19 protein-coding genes are annotated in these 21,690 nt (G+C 72.2%); 14 read left to right on the top strand and 5 right to left on the bottom strand.

The genetic code is table 11. The annotated features are described in order from the left end of the window. Positions 1-848: 848 nt before the first annotated feature. A complete protein-coding gene (locus ACXN5W_RS10140; protein WP_473157938.1) occupies positions 849-1,619 on the bottom strand; it encodes a TSUP family transporter in 771 nt (256 codons plus the stop codon). Positions 1,620-1,745: 126 nt separating this feature from the next. On the opposite strand from ACXN5W_RS10140, the gene ACXN5W_RS10135 reads away from it, so the two are divergent. Then, a complete protein-coding gene (locus tag ACXN5W_RS10135; RefSeq protein ID WP_473157937.1) occupies positions 1,746-2,369 on the top strand; it encodes a CGNR zinc finger domain-containing protein in 624 nt (207 codons plus the stop codon). A 114-nt stretch (positions 2,370-2,483) separates the two neighbouring features. Here ACXN5W_RS10135 and ACXN5W_RS10130 read toward each other — a convergent pair whose 3' ends face one another. Together ACXN5W_RS10130 and ACXN5W_RS10125 are read right to left on the bottom strand one after the other, a co-directional pair. After that, entirely contained in the window at positions 2,484-3,122 is a 639-nt protein-coding gene (locus tag ACXN5W_RS10130; RefSeq protein WP_473157936.1) for a hypothetical protein, read from the bottom strand. A gap of 173 nt (positions 3,123-3,295) precedes the next feature. Beyond that, positions 3,296-4,144 (bottom strand): class I SAM-dependent methyltransferase, encoded by an 849-nt coding sequence (locus tag ACXN5W_RS10125; RefSeq protein ID WP_473157935.1) that lies wholly within the window; start codon positions 4,142-4,144, stop codon positions 3,296-3,298. Positions 4,145-4,251: 107 nt separating this feature from the next. Between ACXN5W_RS10125 and ACXN5W_RS10120 the strand changes: the two genes are divergently transcribed. Genes ACXN5W_RS10120 through ACXN5W_RS10105 form a run of 4 tightly spaced genes read left to right on the top strand, consistent with a single transcriptional unit; the run spans position 4,252 to position 6,925 of the window. Next, on the top strand, positions 4,252-4,431 hold the full coding sequence (locus ACXN5W_RS10120; protein ID WP_473157934.1) for a hypothetical protein: 180 nt from the start codon (positions 4,252-4,254) through the stop codon (positions 4,429-4,431). A gap of 30 nt (positions 4,432-4,461) precedes the next feature. Further along, complete coding sequence (locus ACXN5W_RS10115) at positions 4,462-4,620, top strand: glycosyl hydrolase 2 galactose-binding domain-containing protein (RefSeq protein ID WP_473157933.1); 159 nt, start codon at positions 4,462-4,464, stop codon at positions 4,618-4,620. Then, positions 4,617-5,939, top strand: a complete 1,323-nt coding sequence (locus ACXN5W_RS10110) for an AGE family epimerase/isomerase (protein ID WP_473157932.1) — start codon at positions 4,617-4,619, stop codon at positions 5,937-5,939. The genes ACXN5W_RS10115 and ACXN5W_RS10110 overlap by 4 nt, the downstream gene beginning before the upstream one ends. Further along, the gene (locus tag ACXN5W_RS10105; RefSeq protein WP_473157931.1) at positions 5,936-6,925 is read left to right on the top strand and encodes a PfkB family carbohydrate kinase; all 990 of its coding nucleotides are present in this window, start codon (positions 5,936-5,938) and stop codon (positions 6,923-6,925) included. Before ACXN5W_RS10110 ends, ACXN5W_RS10105 begins: the two co-directional genes overlap by 4 nt. 201 nt (positions 6,926-7,126) lie before the next feature. Here the strand turns inward: ACXN5W_RS10105 and ACXN5W_RS10100 are convergent, their stop codons facing one another. After that, positions 7,127-7,582 (bottom strand): rhodanese-like domain-containing protein, encoded by a 456-nt coding sequence (locus tag ACXN5W_RS10100; RefSeq protein WP_473157930.1) that lies wholly within the window; start codon positions 7,580-7,582, stop codon positions 7,127-7,129. A 71-nt stretch (positions 7,583-7,653) separates the two neighbouring features. Here ACXN5W_RS10100 and ACXN5W_RS10095 point away from each other — a divergent pair, with 71 nt between their 5' ends. The 3 genes from ACXN5W_RS10095 (at position 7,654) to ACXN5W_RS10085 (ending at position 11,771) form a co-directional block, all read left to right on the top strand. After that, positions 7,654-8,673 (top strand): helix-turn-helix domain-containing protein, encoded by a 1,020-nt coding sequence (locus ACXN5W_RS10095; RefSeq protein WP_473157929.1) that lies wholly within the window; start codon positions 7,654-7,656, stop codon positions 8,671-8,673. Between the two features lie 302 nt (positions 8,674-8,975). Further along, complete coding sequence (locus ACXN5W_RS10090; protein ID WP_473157966.1) at positions 8,976-10,862, top strand: hypothetical protein; 1,887 nt, start codon at positions 8,976-8,978, stop codon at positions 10,860-10,862. 162 nt (positions 10,863-11,024) lie between these two features. Further along, positions 11,025-11,771: an SDR family NAD(P)-dependent oxidoreductase gene (locus tag ACXN5W_RS10085; protein WP_473157928.1), complete on the top strand. Its 747-nt coding sequence runs from the start codon at positions 11,025-11,027 to the stop codon at positions 11,769-11,771. A gap of 70 nt (positions 11,772-11,841) precedes the next feature. Here ACXN5W_RS10085 and ACXN5W_RS10080 read toward each other — a convergent pair whose 3' ends face one another. After that, positions 11,842-13,029 carry an FAD-dependent oxidoreductase gene (locus ACXN5W_RS10080; RefSeq protein WP_473157927.1) on the bottom strand — a complete coding sequence of 396 codons (1,188 nt, stop codon included), beginning with the start codon at positions 13,027-13,029 and terminating at the stop codon, positions 11,842-11,844. A 341-nt stretch (positions 13,030-13,370) separates the two neighbouring features. Between ACXN5W_RS10080 and ACXN5W_RS10075 the strand changes: the two genes are divergently transcribed. The 6 genes from ACXN5W_RS10075 to ACXN5W_RS10050 all read left to right on the top strand — a co-directional run bounded on the left by ACXN5W_RS10075 (position 13,371) and on the right by ACXN5W_RS10050 (position 21,636). Further along, a complete protein-coding gene (locus ACXN5W_RS10075; RefSeq protein WP_473157926.1) occupies positions 13,371-13,703 on the top strand; it encodes a CU044_2847 family protein in 333 nt (110 codons plus the stop codon). Then, entirely contained in the window at positions 13,700-14,959 is a 1,260-nt protein-coding gene (locus ACXN5W_RS10070) for a S1 family peptidase (RefSeq protein ID WP_473157925.1), read from the top strand. Before ACXN5W_RS10075 ends, ACXN5W_RS10070 begins: the two co-directional genes overlap by 4 nt. Continuing rightward, positions 14,953-15,915, top strand: a complete 963-nt coding sequence (locus ACXN5W_RS10065) for an AAA family ATPase (RefSeq protein WP_473157924.1) — start codon at positions 14,953-14,955, stop codon at positions 15,913-15,915. The genes ACXN5W_RS10070 and ACXN5W_RS10065 overlap by 7 nt, the downstream gene beginning before the upstream one ends. Positions 15,916-16,069: 154 nt before the next feature. Then, complete coding sequence (locus ACXN5W_RS10060) at positions 16,070-17,335, top strand: VWA domain-containing protein (RefSeq protein WP_473157923.1); 1,266 nt, start codon at positions 16,070-16,072, stop codon at positions 17,333-17,335. After that, the gene (eccCb, locus tag ACXN5W_RS10055) at positions 17,332-20,850 is read left to right on the top strand and encodes a type VII secretion protein EccCb (protein ID WP_473157922.1); all 3,519 of its coding nucleotides are present in this window, start codon (positions 17,332-17,334) and stop codon (positions 20,848-20,850) included. The genes ACXN5W_RS10060 and eccCb overlap by 4 nt, the downstream gene beginning before the upstream one ends. Before the next feature lie 99 nt (positions 20,851-20,949). Beyond that, a complete protein-coding gene (locus ACXN5W_RS10050) occupies positions 20,950-21,636 on the top strand; it encodes a DUF6891 domain-containing protein (protein ID WP_473157921.1) in 687 nt (228 codons plus the stop codon). The last annotated feature ends 54 nt before the right edge of the window (positions 21,637-21,690 follow it).

The raw sequence follows: 21,690 nt of genomic DNA, 5'->3' as shown, positions 1-21,690 counted from the left end.
TCTTTCCCCGTTTGGTCGCGCGCCGCGTCTCGGTGCTGCTCAGTGACCGGGACGTGCGCGGTCTTCAAAGAGTTTGGTCTATGTCACGAGGGTCGTCAAGACCATCACAGCGAGTGTCCAGCCTCGTTCATGTCGATGAAATGTCGCGCATCCAGCGTCCGGCGAGTCCCGATACTCCATGCCGGACGCATCACTATTTACAAATGGCGAAATGTTCTGGATAAGTGACATCTGGGTCCGGCTCTTCTCGTCGAGGGATGCGGCCATTCCAAAACCGTCTACTGAGTTCGAGCACGGCAAATGCCCGCTGACCTCGGCCCGGCCAGCACGCCCCTGGGTGGGCGCCGGCCCTGGTCGTGCCGGCGGCACCGCCGGCACCTGACCCTGCCGGCCGTCCGCCTCACTGTGGATGGTCCGGCCGCGCTGACCCGGCGGGCCAGGCCCGAACATCGCGGCGGGGACTCGCGAGTGACCGGAAAAGAGGTACGCGAGGATCCGGACCACGGGTCTGACACACCGGTAGGTGACAGCTGAGCTGGCTTGCCCCGGGAACAGGCTGAAGCGATGTCGTTGTGCCCAAGCCCTATCCCCGAGAGTCCCGTGATGACGTCATGCGGATGGCCCGTGAGGAGACCCGAACCGGTTGTCTGCGGAACATCGACCGTGGCTCGCAGTTTCGTGGCCGGAAGACCGTCCGCGCCCCGGCTGCCACCGGACGATCGGTTTCCATGGGGCGGGTGCGGCCGGTGACAACGCCGCCCTGGAGTCGTTCTCCGGCCTGCCGGAGAACCGTGTCCACACGGGCTGTCCAATCAGCGAGAGGGATCATTCGTGCCGGCCTGAACCGGTCAGAAATACTGGAAGCCCAGGCGGATGACCATACCGACCACGGCCACCACCAGCACCGCGCGGACGAAGCCGGCACCGCGTCGCAGCGCCGTACGCGCGCCGAGCCGAGCCCCGACGATGTTGCCGATCGCCATGGCCAGGCCCAGGTGCCACAGGATGTGACCACCCGTGCCGAAGACGACCAGCGCACCGAAGTTCGTACCGACGTTGACGAACTTGGCCATCGCGGAGCTACCGACGAAGTCCATGCTCAGCAGGGCGGTGAACGAGATGATCAGGAAGGTGCCGGTGCCCGGTCCGAACGCGCCGTCATAGAAGCCGATCACCACCCCGGCCAGCAGCAGCGCGGCGATGCGACGTCGCGTGGTCACCTCGCGCTCCTCGGTGATGGTGCCGAACGACGGGCGCAGCACCACGAAGGCCAGGACGAGCAGGAGCAGCCCCATCGTCACCGGGCGAAACGAGTTCGCCGGGATGCTGGCCGCGGTCAGTGCACCCAGCCCCGAGAAACACGCCGCGACAGCGGCCGCCGGGCCGGTGATCCGCCAGTCGATCTTCGTACGACGGGCGTACGAGATGGCCGCCGAAGAGGTTCCGGTGATCGCGGCCAGCTTGTTGGTGCCGATGGCGGTAGCGGGGGAGAGGTTCGGGAAGCCGAGCATGATGGCTGGTAGCAGGATCAACCCGCCGCCGCCGACGACCGCGTCCACCCAACCCGCGGCGGTGGCGACGGCCAGGAGCAGGAGCACGGTCTGCAGATCCAGGTGCACGTTCTCGTCAACCTCTCGTGCCGGGCTGCCGTACCCGGGTCGGTGTGGTGGGGCGTTGCGGACCTCGACGAGGATGGCCGCGTGAGGCGGCTGGTGCCATGGTCGCCATGTTGCTGTAATACCTTTATGCGTCTCAACCCTTACGGTGAGGATGCCCTCCGGTTGGCGATCACCCTGGCGAACGATCCGCCATCAACAGCGCGGGAACTGGTGGGCCGCTGCCGGGGCGCCGGCCTGGTCGTCGACATGCCGTACGGCCAAGACGATCTGCAACACACCCGGACGTTCCTCGGTGACTGGCTGGCCGTGGTGGACGCCCCCGCCCCTGAGCTCCGGGCGGGCCTGCTCAACGACCTGTTGCGCGACGCGTCGGCCTACCCGAGGCTGACCAACCACGCGGGCGAAGGCTGGCATCTGCACTACCGCGAATCCGGCGTTTCCCTGGCCTCGATGCTGCGTACGCTGATCTGCGTCGCGACGGCGCTGCACCTTTCCGGCCGGGGAATGCACCGCCTGGGCCGCTGCGCCGCGCAGGGCTGCACCACCGCGTACGCCGACTTCAGCCGGACCGGGAGGCAGCGTTTCTGCTCGCCCGCCTGTGGCAACCGGGAGGGTGTCCGGCGACACCGGGAGCGGGTGCGTGATCGGGGCGGGGTCCGCCGCGTACCTGACCCGGGATCCGCGCGACCGACGTGCGAACCGCCACCGCCGGTCGCTCCCGGCTCGCCGGGCAGATTCGGGACGGCGTGACTTAAGTGCTGCGCCACCCGGTGCTGCGCGTGCTGGCGCTGGCCGTACGTTCTGCGAAGCCTCAGCGGGGACCACACCACGAACGATTCTGGCCGGCGCTCCGGTGGCAGGACATCAGTTCAGCAGACGCTGGGCCCAGTGGACCTGACCGCCCGGTCCGACGCTGATCAGGGCGACCAGCAGGTTGCCGACCGCGGCGGGCGCGGTGGCGACGGCTCGCTCGGGTGGCGTATCCGGACGTCGCGGGTGCAGCACGAAGGCGACTGTCACGGGTGACGCATCGACCGAGTACACCATGACGGCACTGCCGGTGGTCAAGGCTCCGCCGTCGACTTCGCGCGTACCGATGCCCTGTAGCCAGGGATAGCGCTTCTCGGCCCGGTCCAGCGCCTCGTCCGAACCGGAGCCGACATCGTCCGGCCGTGCCGACCTCGCGGTGATGAATCCAGGCATACGGCGGGTGCGTTTGTCGAGCACCACGATCCGGAACGAGCCGTCCACCCGAGGATCGGGTGGACGTTTCCAGGACACCCGGCAGAGGAAGATCTGGTCGCCGTCGCCTGCCTGCTCCACATTGCTCGGGCTGAACGCGGCGTCCGCGGTCGCCTGGTCGGCCAGATCGAGGGTCGCGGTCGCGGCCAACACCTCCGGCCCGTACGGCGAAAGGCTGCGCCACCACCACCGGCCGGCCAGACCGCCCACCCCTACCAGCAGCGCCACCACACCGATGACCAGACCCACCCGCTGCCTCATGCCGGGCAGTACAGCACATCATCATCACTATCGATGGGGCACGTCGACGGGGTCGCCCCGACCCGAGGCGTACCCGTCAGAACAGTTACGCCGCGTGATATCGGCCCGGACGGAGGTCGGGCCATGCTCATCGTCCACCGGAAGGTCCCGATCGCGGACGGCGGTGGCGTGGGTCAGCCGGCGGGAGCGGTGGCTCGCAGGCCGTACATCAGCGGGATTCGCGGCTCGTCGGCGGGCAGTCGCCACCAACCGCGTTCGGTGGTGGTCATTCGGCGCCAGCGCTGCCACGGCACCTCGTCGGTCTCCCGCAGCGCGGTCACCCGCAGGCCGGCGCCGACCAGCGCGGTGACCAGTTCACCGAGGCCGTGCGACCACTCGTAACTCACGGTGGAGCCGTCCAGTGGTGGCCCGTCGGTGTAGCTGTGGGTGGAGTCCAGCCGGCGGGGGCCGCGCCCGCCCAGACAGTCGTGCCGGAGCGTCAGATCGGTGCCCTCGTCCGGGGCCGGAACCAGGCCGAGCGAGGCCAGCAGCGGGTGAAACTCCATCACGTACACGGTTCCGCCGGGTCGCAGCAGTTCGGCGACCACGCGTGCCCAACGGTCCAGGTCCGGCAGGTAGACCAGAGCACCCCTGCCGGTGTAGACGACATCGAACCGGCGACCGGAAACGGCCCGCACGGCATCGAAGACATTGGCCTGTACGTACTCGATGTCAAGCCCGGCTTCGGCGGCGATCCGGCGGGCTGCCCGCACGGCCGTGCCGGAGATGTCCAGACCGACCGCGCGGGCCCCGCGCCGGGCGAACGCCGCCGTCTCGGTGCCGAGGTGGCACTGCAGGTGCAGCACGTCCCGGCCCGACACGTCACCCAGGTCGGCCCACTCGAACTCGGCGAACCAGAACTCGGCGTCCCGCCTGCCGACGTCGTAGAACTCGCTGGCCACGTGGACCGGTGTCCTGGCGTCCCAGTTGGCCTCGACAGCGCGCATCATGCCGCTGACGGATTCGTCGAACCCATCGGTCACCGATCCATCCAGCCACGATCGACCGAACGTGTAAAGGACCGACATCGCCAGATCACCGACATCGACGGGGTGTTCATCCCGCTCGCGGATCGTCATCCCGCTCCCGGATGACGATCCGCGAAGGCATCGAAGTCGTCCTCATCGACAGACGCGACGTGCTGACCGGCGAGGCGCACCTGGACCTGCGGCGTGCCGGTCTGATCGACGACCCGTTCGACGGCGCCGACGAGGCCGCGCAGCAGTGGGTCGGCGACACACCGGAGCGTTCCTCGACGACGTTCACCTGATCCGACGGCGCCCCGGCGCGTCACGACCCCGTGGCGTACGGGCTGGATACGGTGGCAACCGTGGAGTTCAACGGCGACCTGGTGGGGCGGACGCGGAACACGCACCGTTCCTGCCGCTGGGACGTGCGCGGGGCCCTGCGCGCGGGGGAGAACACCCTCCTGGACCCGGCAGAGAGGACCCTTGCATGACCGCCACTCCGGCCGGCCCCGTGGATCTGCTCGCCCTGCCCGCCCACCACGCCTGGTTGGCCGCCGAGTGCCGCCGGCTGCTCGCCTTCGGCGCGCGGTCCGCGCTGCCCGACGGCGGGGCCGCGTACCTGGACGCCAGTGGTGAGCCGGATCCGGCACACGGCGTGCTCACCTGGATCACCGCCCGCACCACGCACGCGTACTCGCTCGGCGTGCTGCTCGGTGTGCCCGGCAGCGCCACCGTCGCCGACGCCGCGCTGAAGGCCCTGACCGGCCGGCTGCGCGACGCCGAACGCGGTGGGTGGTTCCACGGGCTCGGCCCCGACGGCGTCCCCGACCGCGCCGCCGGCAAGTCTTGCTACGACCACGCCTTCGTGCTGCTCGCCGCGTCGTCCGCGGCGCCCGCTGGCCGGCCCGGCGGCGCCGCGCTACTCGCCGACGCCGCCGACGTCTACCTCCGGTGGTTCTGGGACGACGACGCCGGTCGTCCGGTGGACACCTGGGACGCCGACTTCACCCGGCCCGACGACTACCGCGGCCTCAATGCCACGATGCACTCCGTCGAGGCGCTGCTCGCCGTGGCCGACGTGGTCGAGGTGCTCGACGACCCGGGCGCGCCCGTCGCCGGCGGGGGAGCGGCCGGCTGGCGGGACCGGGCCGCGCGGTCGGCACGGTTCGTCGTCGACCTCGCCGCCGCCCACGACGGGCGCCTGCCGGAACACTTCGGACCGGACTGGACCCCGGATCTCGACCTCAACCGCACCCGGCCGGACGACCCCTTCAAGCCGTACGGCGCCACCCCCGGACATGCTCTGGAGTGGTCCCGGCTGCTGTTGCACGTCGAGGCCGCGCTCGGCGCGGATCCCGCCCTCGCGGCGGTGGCGGTGCGCCTGTTCGACCGTGCCGTCGACGACGGCTGGGCGGCCGACGGCGCGGAGGGCTTCGTCTACACCACCGACTGGGACGGCACGCCGGTGGTGCGCCAGCGGATGCACTGGGTGGTGGCCGAGGCGATCGCCGCCGCGGCGGCGCTGCACCGGCGCACCGGCGAGCGGCGCTACGCCGACCGCTACGCCGCCTGGTGGGACTATGCCGAACGGCACCTGCTCGACCACGCCGGCGGCTCGTGGTGGCACGAGCTCGACCCGGACAACCGGCCCGCCACGACCGTGTGGTCCGGCAAACCCGACATCTACCACGCGGTGCAGGCCACGCTGCTGCCGCGACTGCCGCTCGCGCCCACCCTCGCCCGCGCGCTACGGGCGGGGCTGCTCGACCCTTCGCCGAAGGGCCCCGAGGGCCGGCGGACGCCGGCATGAGCGGGCGCGGGGACCGGTCGCCGACGGGGGCCGTGGTGGTGATCGGCGAGACGCTGGTCGACGTACTGCCGGCACGCCACGATGACGGCGCCGGCCTCGGCGGACGCGAGCTGCCCGGCGGCAGCCCCGCGAACGTGGCCGTGACGCTGGGACGTCTGGGCCGTGGCCCGGTGCTCGTCACCACGCTCGCCGACGACGCGCGTGGCGCCGCCGCGCGGGACTGGCTCGAGGCGTCGGACGTCACGGTCGTGGCGGGGCCGCCGGCCACGGGTCGGACGTCGGTCGCCGCCGTCCGGCTCGCCGCCGACGGGTCCGCGAGCTACGACTTCGATCTCACCTGGGACCTCTCGCCCGAGACCCTCGCCCGGGTCACCGCGACGGGCGGCGTCGCCGTCCTGCACACCGGCTCGATCGCCACCGTGCTCGACCCGGGCGCCGCCACCGTCGAGGCCGCGCTGCGCGAGGCCCGCGGGCGTGCCCTGGTGACGTTCGACCCCAACGCGCGCCCGGCGATCACCCCGGACGTCGCGCAGGTGTTGCCGCGCGTCGAGCGGCTGGTGGGACTCAGCGACGTCGTCAAGGCGTCCGACGAGGACCTCGGCTGGTACCACCCCGGCGCCGACCCGGTGGAGGTGGCCCGCGCCTGGGCGGTGTCGGGGCCGGTCCTGGTCGTCGTCACCCGGGGCGCGGACGGCAGCGTGCTCGTGCGCGGCGACGACGTCGTCACCGTGCCGGGCGTGCCGGTGACCGTGGCCGACACGATCGGTGCCGGCGACACCTTCATGGGGGCGCTCATCGACGCGCTTGTCGGCCTCGGAGCGCACGGTCCGACCGCCCGCGAGGCGCTCGCCGCGCTCGGGCGGGAGGAACTGCGCCGGGCGGGATCCCGGGCGGCGAGCGCCGCCGCCGTCACGGTGTCCAGACCGGGCGCCGACCCACCGACGCCGGCCGAGATCGACGCGCTGACAGCCGCGGATCCGGGATAGCGGCCGCCTGCTCGACGAGACCCCGGGCGCCGGTGTCACCGGCGTTCGCGGCGGCCGTGATGCGCGTGAACCCGGTGAGAAGGTCGTCGGCGCTGGCATCCGGTGCCAGCCGCCGGGCGAATCCGGGGCCGGCCGGACCAGCGCCGACGGGCCGGCCCCGGTCCGGGCCGGGAGGATGCCGTGAGCTGTCCGGTGGGCATCTCAGCAGCCGCACGACACGTCGGTCACCGGGGCGGTCAGGCCGTCGATCGGCCGCCGGATGAGCCCGGTGGCGGTCTGCACCGGGAATCCCTCGCGGACCCAGTACTCGTAGCCGCCGATCATCTCCTTCACCGGGTAGCCGAGCAGGGCGAACTCCAGTGCCGCGCGGGTCGCACCGTTGCAGCCGGGGCCCCAGCAGTAGGTCACCACGGGGGTGCCGGGCCGGATGAGCTCCGCCGCCCGGGCCGCGATCTCGACTGTCGGTAGGTGTCGGGCACCCGGAAGGTGCCCCTGCCGCCAGGCCGCCTCGCCGCGGGAGTCGATCACCAGCAGGCCGGCGTCGGCCGCCAGGTCGGCATGGACGTCGCTGACGTCGGTCTCGACGGACAGCCGTACGGCGAAATGGGCAGCCGCCGCTGCCGGCGGCGCCGGTGGAACGGAAAAGGACCTTGACATGCAAGGAGCATGGCCGGTCACCGATACGAGCCACCAGTGGCGGGAACGCCAATCATCGCTAAGATCTCGCCATGCCCGGCTCGCGCCCCGCCAGTCGTACCGTGTCCGTCCTGGCCTATCCCGGCATGTCGGTCTTCGAAACCGGCATCGTCACCGAGGTGTTCGGGCTACCCCGCCCCGAGTTCGACCGCGACTGGTACGAGGTCACCCTCTGCGCCCAGCAGCCCGGACCGGTACCCGTGATCGGCGGGGCCAGCCTGCACACCCCACACGGCCTGGACGTCTTCGCCCGAGCGTCCACGGTGATCGTGCCCGGAGTGTCAGACGTCGCCGCCGACATCTCCGACGAACTCGTCGCGGCCCTCCAGTTGGCGTACCAACGCGGCGCCCGGGTCATGTCGATCTGCTCAGGCGCGTTCGCCCTGGCCGCCGCGGGACTGCTCGACGGCCGTCGGGCCACCACCCACTGGCGCTACGCCGACCTGCTGCGCCGTCGCTTCCCCGCCGTCGACGTCGACCCCGACGTGCTGTACATCGACCTCGGGGATGTCCTCACCAGCGCGGGCAGCGCCGCCGGACTCGACCTGTGCCTGCACGTCATCCGGCAGGACCATGGCGCCGCCATCGCCAACGCCGTCGCCCGCCGGCTGGTCACCCAGCCACAGCGCGATGGCGGGCAGGCCCAGTTCATCGAGGCGCCGGTGAACACCAGCACCGACGATGACGCGGTGGCCCGCAGCATGGACTGGGCGTTGGAACACCTCGGTCAACCCATCACCGTCGAAACCCTCGCCGATCGCGCCCGGATGTCACCGCGTACGTACCTGCGACACTTCGCCCGATCCACCGGCACCAGCCCGATCCGCTGGCTGATCAACCAGCGGGTGCAGGCCAGCCTCGCCCTGCTGGAAACCACGGATGCCCCGATCGAGCAACTGGCCAAGGCGGTGGGCTTCGACTCCCCGATCACCTACCGGCACCACTTCGGTCGGGCCATGCGCACCTCCCCAGCGGCGTACCGCCGAGCATTCCGCATCGACGGGACCTCGGCGTCCAACGGATTCAGCCCCGCGTCGCCATCGCATTCCTGACCGCGCCAGCGACACCCTCCACGTCCCATCGGCCGGGGAAGAGCCAGGCCGGAGGCCCAGGGTCAGAAGCGAAATCACCCGAGCCGGTCGGGAAAGGCGGCATGTTCGACATCCTCGGCCAGATCGGCCAAAGACCATCAACGAGTGTCCACATCGTCCATGTCGGAGGGAATCGCTCGTCGCACAGAACTGCGGCGAGAATTTTACCAACCGGGACTGTTAGGAGGATCAGAATTGTCTATGGTCCCATCATGCATTCGCTTACCAGGCTGCGATGGCGTGCGTTGACCGTCGTCGTCATTATGGCTCTCGTGTCGGGGCTGATCGGCGCACAGCCCGCGGCGGCCGGCATCGTCATCCTGCCGCCCATCGGAGGCACCACATTCGAGACCGAACTACTCGCGAAGGCACAACCGGACGAGTGCTTCAACGGCATCGGGCAGCCGTACCCGGCCGGGCCACCGTGCGCCGAGGGCCAGCCGAAGGTCAATCAGGCGTACGTGTGGTCGCTCGCCGAGGCGAACAACCGTCTCTGGTTCGGCACCGGTGCCAACGTGAACTGCATCGTCCAGGGCTCCACTCTTCAGTTGCCAAACCCGCGCATCAACGACGATTACGTCTGCGAGTTCGCGCAGAGCCAGATCGTGGCGCAGAACCCCACGATGCCGAAGAACGTGGGTGATCACCGCCGACCGCACATCTACTACTACGACCTCGGCACCAAGGCGCTGACGGAAAAAACCGACGAAGTCCAGAACGCCTCGCCGGATGACCTGAACCGGTTGAAAAACACGCTGGGCCTGCGCGCCGGCGGCACCGCCAACGGGGTGGTCCTGCTGGCCGGGCCGGCTCTCGGCATGTCGATCAATATGTTCGCATTCGACACCACCACGGGGCAGTACCTCGGCTCGGCCAACTTCGCCAAGTACGGCAACATCCGGCACTTCCTTGTCGCCGACGGCGTGCTCTACGCCGGCGTGGGCGTCGGCCAGAACGGTAAGAACGGCGGCTATCTGCTGCGCTGGACCGGTGACAAGACGAACCCGTTCGCGTTCACCGAGGTGGGTCAGCTGCCCGCGCAGGTCGCCGACCTGACGGTGCACGAGGGCCGCATCTTCGTCAGCACCTGGTCCGCGGTTGCCGGTGGCTCGCTGGCCGCGGCCGAGCTGGCGGCGCCGAGCGGCGGGTCGAGCAGCGGTACGCCGAGCGGCACCTCCACCGACGGCCCGAGCGCGACCGCCAGCTCCACCGGTCTGGTGGGCTCGGTCCTGGACAGCGTCACCAGCACCGCGAACTCGCTGCTTGGCGGGTCCGGCCGCAAAACCCTCAGCGAGGTGAACCCGGCGCTCGCGGGCGTGTGGATGAGCCCGAAGCTCACCGACGGTGAACCCGGCCTCACCGCCGCGGACCTGAGCCTGTGGACCGAGGTGTGGGCCACCGAGCAGTACGAGCCCGATCCGATCATCGCCAGCACCTACGGCCTCGGCGCGCTGGCCTCCTACGGCGGGTACCTCTACTGGGGCACGATGCACGTACCGATGAAGTCGACGAGTGTCTTCGCCGCCAGCTATCCGCCCGCCGATGAGGTGACGGCCCGAACGACGCTCGAACAGACGCAGCGGGCCGTGAGCATCTTCCGCGGCCGGGGCTTCGGCGGCCTGCTGCCGACGACCGAGGTGCTCTACGGCGAGTCGAAGCTGCCCGCGTACAGCCCGACGGCGAACGGTGGCGTCGGAGCCTGGCAGATGACCTCGACGGGTTACATCCCCCGCCTCGGGCACATCGGCTTCGGCAACATCTACACCAACTACACCTGGACGATGGCCGTCGTCAATGACCGGCTGTTCGTCGGCTGCATGGACTGGAGCTACCTGGCGAAGGACCTGTTGCCGAAGACCGCCGAGGCGATGGGCTTCAAGAACGCCGCCACCGGCAGCGATCTGGATCCGATCACCATCGACCCCGCGCTGTACGGCGGCGACCTGTACATGTTCGACTCGGTGCTGACCAAGGCCAAGGCCGTGGACACCAAGGGCCTCGGCAACTACATGAACTACGGGTTCCGCACCATGGTCGCGGACGGCAAGACGCTCTACCTGGGCATGGCCAACCCGATGAACCTGCGTACCGACCCGACGGACGACAAGCCCGAAGGCGGCTGGGAGCTGATCCGGCTCACGCAGAGATAGTTGTCCCGGACGGGGGGAGTGGGGCCGGTCGACGGATCGTCCCCCTCTCCCCGCACCGGCCACCCCGCCGCCCCGCCGATGTGTTAGGAAGGGACCCTTCCTATACAAAAGGCGATAACAAGGTGCCCTTCCTTTCCGGGCTGGGGTTGAAGGGGGTATGGCGTGGGGGAGCGGCTCGCGGTGGTGAGCGGTGGCGGCACCGGGATCGGCGCGGCCACCGCCCGGGTACTGGCCGAGGACGGGCACGACGTTCTGATCGTGGGACGGCGCGCCGACGTGCTGGACGCGGCGGTCGAGCAGATCGGTGCCGCGGTTGCGGGCGCGGGTGTGGTCACGCCGCTGGCGGCCGACCTCACCGACCCGGCCGCCGTGCGACGGGTCGTCGACGCGGTCGGCGGCCGGGCCGTGGACGTACTGGTGAACAACGCCGGTGGGTTCCTCGGCGGTGACACGTCCGACCTGGCCGGCCTGGCGGCGGTGTGGCGGGCCAACTTCGACGCGAACGTGCTGACCGCGGTCCTGCTCACCGAGGCGTTGCGGCCGGTGCTGCGCCGGCCCGGTGGCCGGGTGATCCTGCTCAGCTCGATCGCCGCACAGCGCGGCGGCGGCGGGCCGTACTCGGCGGCCAAGGCCGCGCTGCACGGCTGGATGTACGACCTGGCCCGGCAGTTCGGCCCGGAGGGGATCACCGCGAACGTGATCAGTCCCGGGTACGTGGTCGACACGGAGTTCTTCGCCGGCCGGATGACGCCCGAGGGGCATGCCAGTCGGGTGGCCGCGACCCTGGTGGGCCGGGCCGGTACGCCGGACGACATCGCCGCCACCGTGCGCCACCTGACCGGCCCGCACTCCGGGTACGTCACCGGCCAGGTGTTCGGGGTCAACGGCGGATCCGTGCTCGGCCGCTGAGCCGGTGGCCGTTGCGCGGGAGGACCCTGCTGCCGCGCCTTCCACCGCAGCGGGGACACCTCACCCGGGGTCAGGTACCCGAACGTCCGGCAGCGGGGATGGTCGGCGGCTCCCAGCCGACGTACCGGATCATCGACCGCAGGGCCGCCCGCGGTGGCGTCAGCCGGAGCAGCAGGTTGCGTAGCCGGACGGCGGCGGGGTTGTGCAACTGCTGGCCGATCCGGCCGGTCTGCCGGGAGGCGCGCACGATCCGCTGGGTCCGCGGCCGGCGCAGGCCGTCGTACCGGACCAGCGCGGCCGGCACGTCGTCGCCCGGCCCGCAGACCGCGGCCAGCACCACCGCGTCCTCCATCGCCTGGCACGCGCCCTGACCCAGGTACGGGGTCATCGCGTGCGCGGCGTCGCCGAGCAGTACCACCGCCGGGTCCACGTACGACGGCAGCGGCGTGGCCAGGTCACACAGGTCGGTGCGGAGCACGGCGGCGGGATCAGTCGCGTCGAGCAGGGCCGGGATCGGCCGGTGCCAGTGACCGAAGCGCTCCCGCACCCCGGCCATCTCGTCCCCGCCCGCCGAGCGCCCGCCCGCCGGAGCGTTCACCGCGCCCCACCAGTACACCCGGCCGTCCCCGAGGGGAACCATGCCGAACTCCGCCCCGGGCCCCCAGTGCAGCGCGGTCACGGGTTCACCCGCCCACCGCTCACGGGTGACCCCGCGCCAGGCCATCGATCCGGAATACGCGGGCCCCGGATGATCCGGGAAGAGTCGCTGGCGCACGATGCTGTTGATGCCGTCGGCGCCGACCACCAGATCGGCGGTGGTCTCGACCTCCCGGTCGGCGTGGCGGTAGCGCACCACCGGCCCGGTTCCGGGTCGCACGTCCAGCACCTCGGCGTCGGCGACCAGCGCGCCGGCCGGTAACGCCGCTCGCAGGACGCCGTGCAGTGCGGCCCGGTGAATGGCGACCGCGGTGGCGCCCCCGAGCATCCGCTCGAGACTCGCGCCGTCGATCCGGGAGATCCACCGGCCGTCTGGCGTGCGGAGGCCACCGGCCGCCTCGACCCGCCCGGCCCCCCGCACGGCGTCGCCGACGCCGAGGGCGTCGAGGGCGCGTACCCCGTTGGCCTGCACCGCCACGCCCGCGCCGACCTCACCGAACCGCCGCGCCCGTTCGAGCACGGTCACGTCCCAGCCGCGTCGGCGAAGCCCGATGGCCGCACTCAGCCCGCCGATCCCGCCGCCCACCACGATGGCCCGCATCGCAACCCCCGATCCCTGTCCCGGTCGCCGCGGAGCCCAGCGGTCGCACCGATGGCGGTGTCGACAGATCGACCAGCTTGCCTTCGACCGGGTCGCCGGACCTCCTCCGCCGCAGGTGGCCGATTTTTCCATTCCATGGGCGACGGAACCACCCGGTGCCGATGGGCGAGCGTCCACCGGATCGGCTGCGGCGAGCTGCGGCGTCCCCGGTCGACGTCGGGGATCCGACACCGGCCGGGACCGACCACCGGCGACCGGCCGGTACGCTGGACCCTCCATCGTGGAGGTGGTCCGCCACCAGCTTCGTGACGACGGCGGGGACGAGCGGGAGGAGCGTGCCGGTGACCGACGCGGACGTGCCGGTGACCCGTGCCGCGGCGACCGGTGCCGTGCTGGTGCAGGTGCTGCCGACGGCCGACCAGCAGCGGGAAATCGGCTGGGGAGACCTCGCCGAGCGGCTCGAGGACCGGCTGGGCGAGATCCGGACCGCCATCATGGCGGGGGTGCGGGCGGTCGACACCGACCTGGACGGGCTGCCCGAACGGCCGGGTTGGCAGGTCCGGGAACTGTCCGCGAAGTTCGGCGTCACGCTCAAGGCCGAGGCCGGCGTCGTGCTGTCCCGGGCCGGCGCCGAGTCGACCTTCGAGGTCACGGTCACCTTCGCCCGCACATGATCGACGGACGGATCGTCGCCGGCGACACGGACCTGGGCAGCGGCTTCTGCCTGACCGACCGGATCGTCGCGACGGCCGCGCACGTGGTGCGGGACCGCGCGGCCGGGGAACTGGCCTTCGTCACCTCGGCCGGCGTGCGGGTGCCGGTCGAGTGGGTACGGTGCGAATCCGCCATCGACTCCGCACTGCTGCGCGTCACCGAGTCGCTCGCGATCGTGCCGGCCCTGGCACACGCCACGCTGAGCGCGCGGTGGCGGGTGACGGCGCGACCCCAGGGAGCCGCGGTGCAGCTCACCGGCGAGGTCACCGCCGTCGACCACCTGGTCGAAAATGCCGGCGGGTACGAGATGACGGTGCTGCAACTGGCCGTCGTGGAGGAGCTCAAGGACTATCGGGGCTACTCCGGCAGCGCCGTCACGGTCGACGGCGCGGTGGTGGGCATCCTGGTGGAACAGGTACCGGAACGCGCCGCCGCCGGGCCCGGACTACGCCGGCTGGCCAGCAACGTCTTGTTCGCCGTCCCGGTGGACCGGGTGGTGCGCCGGTTCGACCTCGGCACCCCGGTGATCCGCCCGGAGCGTCCGGCACCGGTACGGCGCCTGCTGGACACCGCGTACTTCGACCTGGACGGGTTGAAGACGGACATCCTGCGGGCGAAGGCGGCGACCGACGACCGGCTGCTCGCGTTCGGCGTACCGGACGCCGACCTGAAGGTGATCACGAACCTCTGCGCCTGGCTGCCGCCGTACCTGGGGGAGGTGGCCCGCAAGGACCTGCTGGCGCTACGCCCCGAGATGATCTCCCCGGAGACGGCGGTCAGCTACGTCACCCGGTACTTCGCCGACCTGGACCGGTACAGCGTGGTGTGCCCGGTGCTCGTGGACGGCGTCCCGGCCGAGCTGGTCGCGGACTTCTGGGACCGGGTACGCGCGGCCTACCGGCGCCGGAAGCGCTGGCTGGTGCTGTTCTTCGCCGGCCTGCCCGCCGAGACCTGCCCGCCCGGGATCAGCATGCTGCCCCGACCGGCGTTCGCGCAGCACGACGTGGCGACCTGGGCCACCCACGTGGTGTCCTACCGGCGCTGGCCGGCCTCCCTGGCCGGAGTCTGGGCCGAGCACATCGTGGCTGAGTCGTCGGTGGCGGACCGGCTCGACGTACGGATCACGTACGAGGTCCTGGAAGACTTCATCAAGCGCGTCCAGCTCGACCCGGCCGAGCTGCTGACCTACCTCGAGGAGATGGAGGCCGGGTGCTGACCCGACACCGCGTCGACGTGTCCGTCCGGTTCGACCGACTGGCCGACCTGCCGCCGCAGCGGCCCATCGAGGTCGCCGGGGTGGACCCGGTGCCACCGGCCAACCCGCCGACCACGCCGGTCGACCGGGAGCCCTACCTGGCCGACGAGCGGTTGGCCGACGCGGTCAACCTGGCCATCGCGCTCGGCCGCCCGCTGCTGCTGCAGGGCGACCCGGGCGCCGGGAAGACCCGACTGGCGCACGCCGTCGCCTACGCGTTGGCGCTGCCGCTGGAGACCGCCTACGTGAAGTCGACCAGCCGCGGCAGCGACCTGCTCTACTCGTACGACGCGGTCCGCCGGCTGTACGACGCCCAGTTCGGCGGCCGGCTGCGTGGGCGACCCGCCGACGACATCCGCCGGTACGTCCGGCTCGGCCCGCTGGGCCGGGCCATCGCCCGCGCCGGACACGGTCGCCGGTCGGTGCTGCTGATCGACGAGATCGACAAGGCGGACATCGACTTCCCGAACGATCTGCTGCGGGAGTTGGACCAGCTCAGCTTCGACGTGCCGGAGGTGCCGGGGCTGAGCCACACCGTGCCGGCGGACCGGCCGGACCTGCGACCGATCATCATCGTCACCAACAACGAGGAGAAGGTGCTGCCCGGCGCCTTTCTGCGGCGCTGCGTCTTCCACCACGTCCGGTTCCCGACCGAGGCCGCCGAGCTGGACCGGATCCTCGTCCTGCACGGCGTGGCCGACCCGGAGCTGCGGTCCCGGGCCGTGGACACGCTGCGGTGGTTGCGGGATCTCGACCTGGCCAAGAAGCCCGGCCTGAGCGAGCTGCTGGACTGGGTCGGTTACCTGCAGGCCGTCGGGGTGGACCCGGCGGACCTCGACCGGCTGCCGTACCCCGGCGCACTGATCAAGCAGCACTCCGACCAGGTACGGGTGGCGGACTGGCTGGGCCGGCCATGAACATCGCGTCGTCTTCGGCGGCGGGGGAGCCCACCCGCTCTGGGCGGTCAGGCTTGATCCCGACGCGGGTGGGCTCCCCCGCCGTCGCGGGGCGGTCAGGCTTGGTTCCGTCGTGGGTGGGCTCCCCTGTTGCGGGGCGGTGGGGGTGAGCGCGGTGCCGGACCGTCCACCGGCTGGTTCGGTCCGGCTCCCCGACGGACCGCCGGTCGGAATCGGCGTCGTTCGCCCGGAGGTCGTGCCGGGGCTGCCGGCGTTCCTGTGGGCGCTGGTCGGGCAGTTGCGGCGCCGGGGCCTGCCGCTGGGGGTGGACGACTGCGTGGCGCTGCGTACCGCACTCGCGGCCGGCTTCGGCTGGTCGTCCCGGGCCGCGCTGGTCGATCTCTGCGTCGCGCTGTGGGCCAGCTCGGCGAGCGAGGCGGAGGTGGTGCGCGCCGCGTTCGAACGGGTCGGGGCTCCCGAATGGACGACTCCGGGGCAGGGCGAACAGCCGCCGGCCGCGGCGCAGCAGGCCGGAACCGCCGACCCGCCGCCGGACGGCCCGACCGGGGTACCGGACCTCGGGCCGGCCGCCGTGCCGGATCAGCCCGCACCGTCGCCGCCGGCCGTGCACGGCCTGTCCGGCCCGGCGTACGCGCCGCCGAGCACCGGCCGGTACGACCCGGCGCTGGTGGTCGTACCGCAGTATCCACTCACCGAGCGCGCGATCGCGCAGGTCTGGCGCGGCCTGCGCCGGCCGACCCGGTCCGGACCGCCGGTGGAGTTGGACGTGCCGGCCACCCTGCACCGGTACGCCGCGACGGGCCTGCCCACCCCTCCCGTGCTGGTGCCGCGTCGCCGCAACACCAGCGGCCTGCTGTTACTGGTGGACCGGCAGGGCTCGATGGCGCCGTTCCACGACTACGTCGAGCATGTCCGGCGGACCGTGCAACGAGCCGGCCGGCTGAGCGCGCTGACCGTGGCGTACTTCCACAACAGCGCCGGCACCAGCGCCGACCGACCGCTGCTGGACGAACTGCCCGACCCGTTCAGCCCGGCTCTCGACCCGGTCCTGTCCCGGATCGCCCCGTTGGCCGATGGTCGGGTGTACGCCGACACCGAGCTCACCGTGCCGGTGCCGCTGTCCGAACTGCTGGCCGGGGTCGGCCGGAACACCGGGGCCGTCCTGGTCAGCGACGCGGGCGCGGCCCGGGGCACCCTCGACACCGCCCGGGTGCTGGACACCGTCGCCCTGGTCCGGGCCCTGCGGGCCGCCGTCGGGGAGGTGGCGTGGCTCAACCCGGTCCCGCCGGACCGCTGGGAGCGGACCAGCGCCGCGCAGATCGCCCGGCACGTACCGATGTTCCCGCTGGACCGCGACGGCCTGCACCGGGCGGTGAACGCCCTGCGTGGTCGGCCGGCGCCGGTGGAGCGCCCGCTGTGACGACCGGCTGGGCCCGCTCGTCGCCGGTGGCCGGGCAGCTGCTCGCGGCGCGGGAGTCGCTGCCGCCCGGCGCTCTCGACCTGGCCTGCCACGCTGCCGTACCGGTGGCGCTGGACGCCGCCTTCGTCAACCTGCTACGGGTCAACTTCTTCCTCGACCCCCCGATCGTGCTGCCGTACGCCGTCGAGTCCGCCCTGCTGCTGTCCCCGCTGTGCCGAGAGCTGGGGGAGGGGCTGTACGAGATCGAGCCGGCGCTGCGGACCGCGCTGCTCGCCGCCCTGGTCGCCCGGTACGGTCCCGCCCGGGTGGCCCGGGTGGCCAGCCTGTTGGAGCAGTACGCCGACGGCTCGCCCCGCTGGCGGTCGCTGCCCGAACTGGATCACGCCCAGCGGCTGACCGCGCTGAGCCTGCTGGACCCGGCCGCCGCCACCGACTGGCTGACCCGGGCCGGGGCCAGCGCCGCCGGGGGATCCGGGCCGCTGCCCCGGGAGTGGTTCGTGGCGATGGCCGGCCGGCTGGACCGGCAACTTCCCCCGGAGTCGGCCCTGGACACCCGGCTGGCCGCCGCGTTGACCCGGTTGGGCCGGCCGGCGGACGCCCCCGACGCGGTGCGCGAGTTGGGGGAGCTGGCCCTGCTGCCGGGCAGCGACCTGCGCGCGATCGTCACGGCCCTGACGGCGGTCGCCGACCCGCCGGCGCCCGCCGATCAGTCCCGTTCACCCCGGGGTTTCCCGAGGTGGGGTGACGACGAGTCGCAGGCCGCGGTGGCCGCGCGGGAAGTGCTGGAGACCCTGGTACGGCTGCTGCCGCCCCCGCCCCCGGCTCCGGCATCCGTCCCCGCCGCCGGGGCCGGCGAACCGGGCACCGTTGACCTGCCGGGGCTGCTCGGCATCGGCGACCCCGCCGCCTTCGACCCGGAGCCCGGGTGGGCCCGACCGCGTGCCCGGCTCTCGGTGCCGATCGGAGCCGACCCGGACGGCGCCCCGGTCCGGCTGGACCTCGACGACAGCGTGCGCGGCGGGATCGGGCCGCACCTGCTGCTGTTCGGAGCCACCGGCGCGGGCAAGACCGAGCTGGTCCGTACGCTGGCGCTGGCGCTGGCCGCCACGCACGGCCCGGACCAGGTCAACCTGCTGCTGGTGGACTACACCGGCGATGCGTACCGGCCGCTGGCCAGGTTGCCGCACAGCACGGCGGTGCTGTCCGGGCTGCGGGGCGACGGGTACCGGACCGACCGGCTGGCCGACGTCCTGACCGGCGAGCTGACCCGCCGCGCCGAGTTGCTGCGGGCCGCCGGATTCCGGTCCCAGCCCGACTACCAGGCCGGGCGGGCCGAGGGGCTGGCTCTGGCGCCGCTGCCGGACCTGCTGGTGGTGCTCGACGGCGCCGACGAGCTGTTGGCCGATCAACCCGACTTTCGCGACGTGTTCGTGCAGATCGGCCGGCTCGGCCGGTCGTTCGGGGTGCACCTGTTGTTGGCTGCCCAGGGCCTGGCCGACAGGTACTGGGGGAAACTCGAGCCCTTCGTGTCCGCCCGGATCGCGCTGCGAACCCTGTCCGCGGCGCAGAGCCGCGCCGGCATCGGCCGGCCGGACGCCGCCGAGCTGCCGCCGATACCCGGGCACGGTTACCTGGCCGGTGATCCGGGCGAACCGCGCCGGTTCCGGGCCGCGTACGTCTCCGGCCGGTACCGGCCGCCGGACCCGGTGTCGAGCTGGGCGGAGGTGCTGCGGCCCGATCCCAGGCCGACCGTGTCGGTGTCGACGGTGCTGGATGTCCTGGTCGACCGGATGGTGGGCCGGGGACCCGCCGCCCACCAGGTCTGGCTGCCGCCGCTGGACGCGCCGCCCCTGCTGGGCGAGCTGACCGGACCGGTGGTGGTGTCGTCGGACCGTGGCCTCACCGTCCGGGACCTCGACCGGTGGCCACCGCTGCGCACCATCGTCGGCGTCGTGGACAACGCGGCCGAGCAGCGTCGGGAGCCCCTGTGGGTGGACCTGTCCGGTGGCAACCTGGCGGTGGTCGGGCTGCTCGGCAGCGGACGTACCGGAATGCTCCAGACCGTCGTCCTCGGCCTGGCGTTACGGCATACGCCCGCGGAACTGCGGTGCTACTGCCTGGACCTGGTCGGCGGGGGTCTGTCGGTGCTGGCCGGCCTGCCGCACGTGGGCACGGTGGTCGAGCCCCGCGACGGCGAGCGGGTCCGGCGGACCATCGCGGAGCTGACGGCGACCATGGCCGCACGGTCACCGTCCCGCACGGAGGACCCGGCCGACGTCGCCGGGTCGGACGACCGGATCCTGCTGGTCATCAACGGCTGGTCGGAGCTGCGACGCTACTTTCCGGACCTGGTCGAGGCCGTGACCGAGCTGGCGGTGCGCGGCCCGGCGGTGGGGATTCACCTGGCCGTCGCCGCGAACCGGTGGGAGCGGGAACCGATCCCGGCGACCCGGCTGGAGTTGCGGCTGGCCGACCCGGCGGACTCGGCGATCGACCACCGTCGGGCGGCCACGGTGCCGGCCGACCGGCCCGGCCGCGGGCTCACCCCGGCCGGGCTGCACTTCCTCACCGCGCTGCCGCTGCTCGACCCGCCGCCGGACTTCGGCTCAGCACTGCGGGACAGGCGGATGCGGGAGAACCCGTACCGCTCCGAGGCCGTGGAGCGGGAGCTGGACCGGCTGGTCGATCGGGTCCGGCGGGCCTGGCCCGGGCCGCCCACGCCGCCGGTCCGGACGCTGCCGGCCGAACTGTCCCACGACGACCTGCCGGGCGCGGAAGGTCTGCGGGTGCCGATCGGACTCTACGAGGACGACCTCCGGCTGGCCGTTGTCGATTTCGCCGTGGATCCGCACCTCATGGTGTCCGGGGACGCCGAGAGCGGTAAGACCAGCTTCCTGCGTGGCCTCGCCCGGTCTCTCGCCGCGGCGAACCCACCGGACCGAATCAGGATGGTCGTCGTGGACATCCGGCGTGGCCTGCTCGACGTCGTGCCCGCGGACCACCTGCTCGGGCACGCGGCCACGCTGGGGCAGGCGCGGGAGATGGTCGGGTCCGTGGCCGCCCTCCTGCGGGAGCGGATGCCGCTCACGGACGTCACCCAGGAGCAGCTACGGGACCGGTCCTGGTGGCAGGGGCCAGAGCTGTTCGTGCTGATCGACGACTACGAACTGGTGTCCCTCAGCCCGAACAGCCCGCTGGAGCGGCGATCGGACCCACTGGCCCCGCTGCGGGAGTTTCTGCCGGTCGCCCGGGATGTCGGGCTGCACCTGGTGCTCGCCGGGCGGGCGGTCGGCGAGTACCGGGCGCTGTCGGAACCGCCGCTGCGGGCGCTGCGGGACCTGGACACGCCGACGATCGTGCTCTCCGGCGACGGACCGCTGGCCGAGTCGGTCCGGCCCGAACGGCGGCCCGGTGACAGCGGGTCGGCCCGGCCCGAGCTGCTGCCGCCGGGTCGTGGCCGACTGGTCACCCGCTCGGCGGGCGCCCGGACGCTGCAACTGGCACTGTCCCGCTGAGGGACGAACGCGGTCGAGCCGCCCAACGCCCGCTGTCCTCGGTCCTCGGTCCTCGGTCGTCGGGCCGCGATGTCACAGGCTCGTGCGAAGATCGTCGCCGTGAGTCGATGGATCTACAACGATCGTCCCGAGGGTGTCAGGTTCCTGTCCGAGCGGATCGCTGAGCCGGGTCGTCGGGACCTCGAAGACGAGATATGGGACTGGGTCGTGCGGGGCGAGGACGACGCCGACGAGTTCGTGGACTGCCACGACGTGCCCGAGCAGCGCCACGGCGCCACCGACGAGGAGCTCAGGGCGGCGTACGAGACGGCGTTGGCCGCTCGGCGGGAGCAGCAGCGCGGGTGGGGACCGGTGCGGAGCAACCTGAACTCGGCCTTCGCCGAACTCAACGAGCTCGGGGTGTTGGCCAGGGAGAACTTCAGCTGCTGCGGCAACTGCGCGTCGACCGAGATCCACGACGAGCGGGACGACTCCCGGCACTGGCACGGATACCTCTGGTACCACCAGCAGGACACGGAGGCGCTGGTCGGGAGCGAGGAGGGTGCCGTCTACCTCGGCTACGGCGCCTTTCCGCCGGCGGACTTCGACGAGGCCGCCTATGACGCACTGTCCGAGGCCGAGCAGGAGGCCAGCTACCAGGCCAGCCTGGAACGGATGCTGGACGAGATCGCCTTCCCCGTGCTTCGCAGGCACGGCATGCGGGTGGAGTGGAATCGTGACCAGGCCAGGCGGATCAGGGTGACGGGCGCGCAGTGGTACGCGCCGTTGAAGCAGACCACCTCCTGAGCACTGTGTCCACGTCGGTCACCACCATTCGATGATGGCGGTGAGGCGGATGGC

This window comes from Plantactinospora sp. A48, assembly GCF_055793945.1.
Note: the sequence above shows the minus strand (reverse complement) of the source record. Positions and strands in the feature narration are given on the sequence as shown.

Bases quoted from the DNA above. Each gene is read 5' to 3' on its own strand.
- ACXN5W_RS10090 (WP_473157966.1), top strand. From the start codon at position 8,976: ATGGCTCTCGTGTCGGGGCTGATCGGCGCACAGCCCGCGGCGGCCGGC.
- ACXN5W_RS10135 (WP_473157937.1), top strand. From the start codon at position 1,746: ATGCGTCTCAACCCTTACGGTGAGGATGCCCTCCGGTTGGCGATCACC.
- ACXN5W_RS10080 (WP_473157927.1), bottom strand. From the start codon at position 13,029: ATGCGGGCCATCGTGGTGGGCGGCGGGATCGGCGGGCTGAGTGCGGCC.
- ACXN5W_RS10110 (WP_473157932.1), top strand. From the start codon at position 4,617: ATGACCGCCACTCCGGCCGGCCCCGTGGATCTGCTCGCCCTGCCCGCC.
- ACXN5W_RS10100 (WP_473157930.1), bottom strand. From the start codon at position 7,582: ATGTCAAGGTCCTTTTCCGTTCCACCGGCGCCGCCGGCAGCGGCGGCT.
- ACXN5W_RS10105 (WP_473157931.1), top strand. From the start codon at position 5,936: ATGAGCGGGCGCGGGGACCGGTCGCCGACGGGGGCCGTGGTGGTGATC.
- ACXN5W_RS10120 (WP_473157934.1), top strand. From the start codon at position 4,252: ATGACGATCCGCGAAGGCATCGAAGTCGTCCTCATCGACAGACGCGAC.
- ACXN5W_RS10070 (WP_473157925.1), top strand. From the start codon at position 13,700: ATGATCGACGGACGGATCGTCGCCGGCGACACGGACCTGGGCAGCGGC.
- ACXN5W_RS10130 (WP_473157936.1), bottom strand. From the start codon at position 3,122: ATGAGGCAGCGGGTGGGTCTGGTCATCGGTGTGGTGGCGCTGCTGGTA.
- ACXN5W_RS10095 (WP_473157929.1), top strand. From the start codon at position 7,654: ATGCCCGGCTCGCGCCCCGCCAGTCGTACCGTGTCCGTCCTGGCCTAT.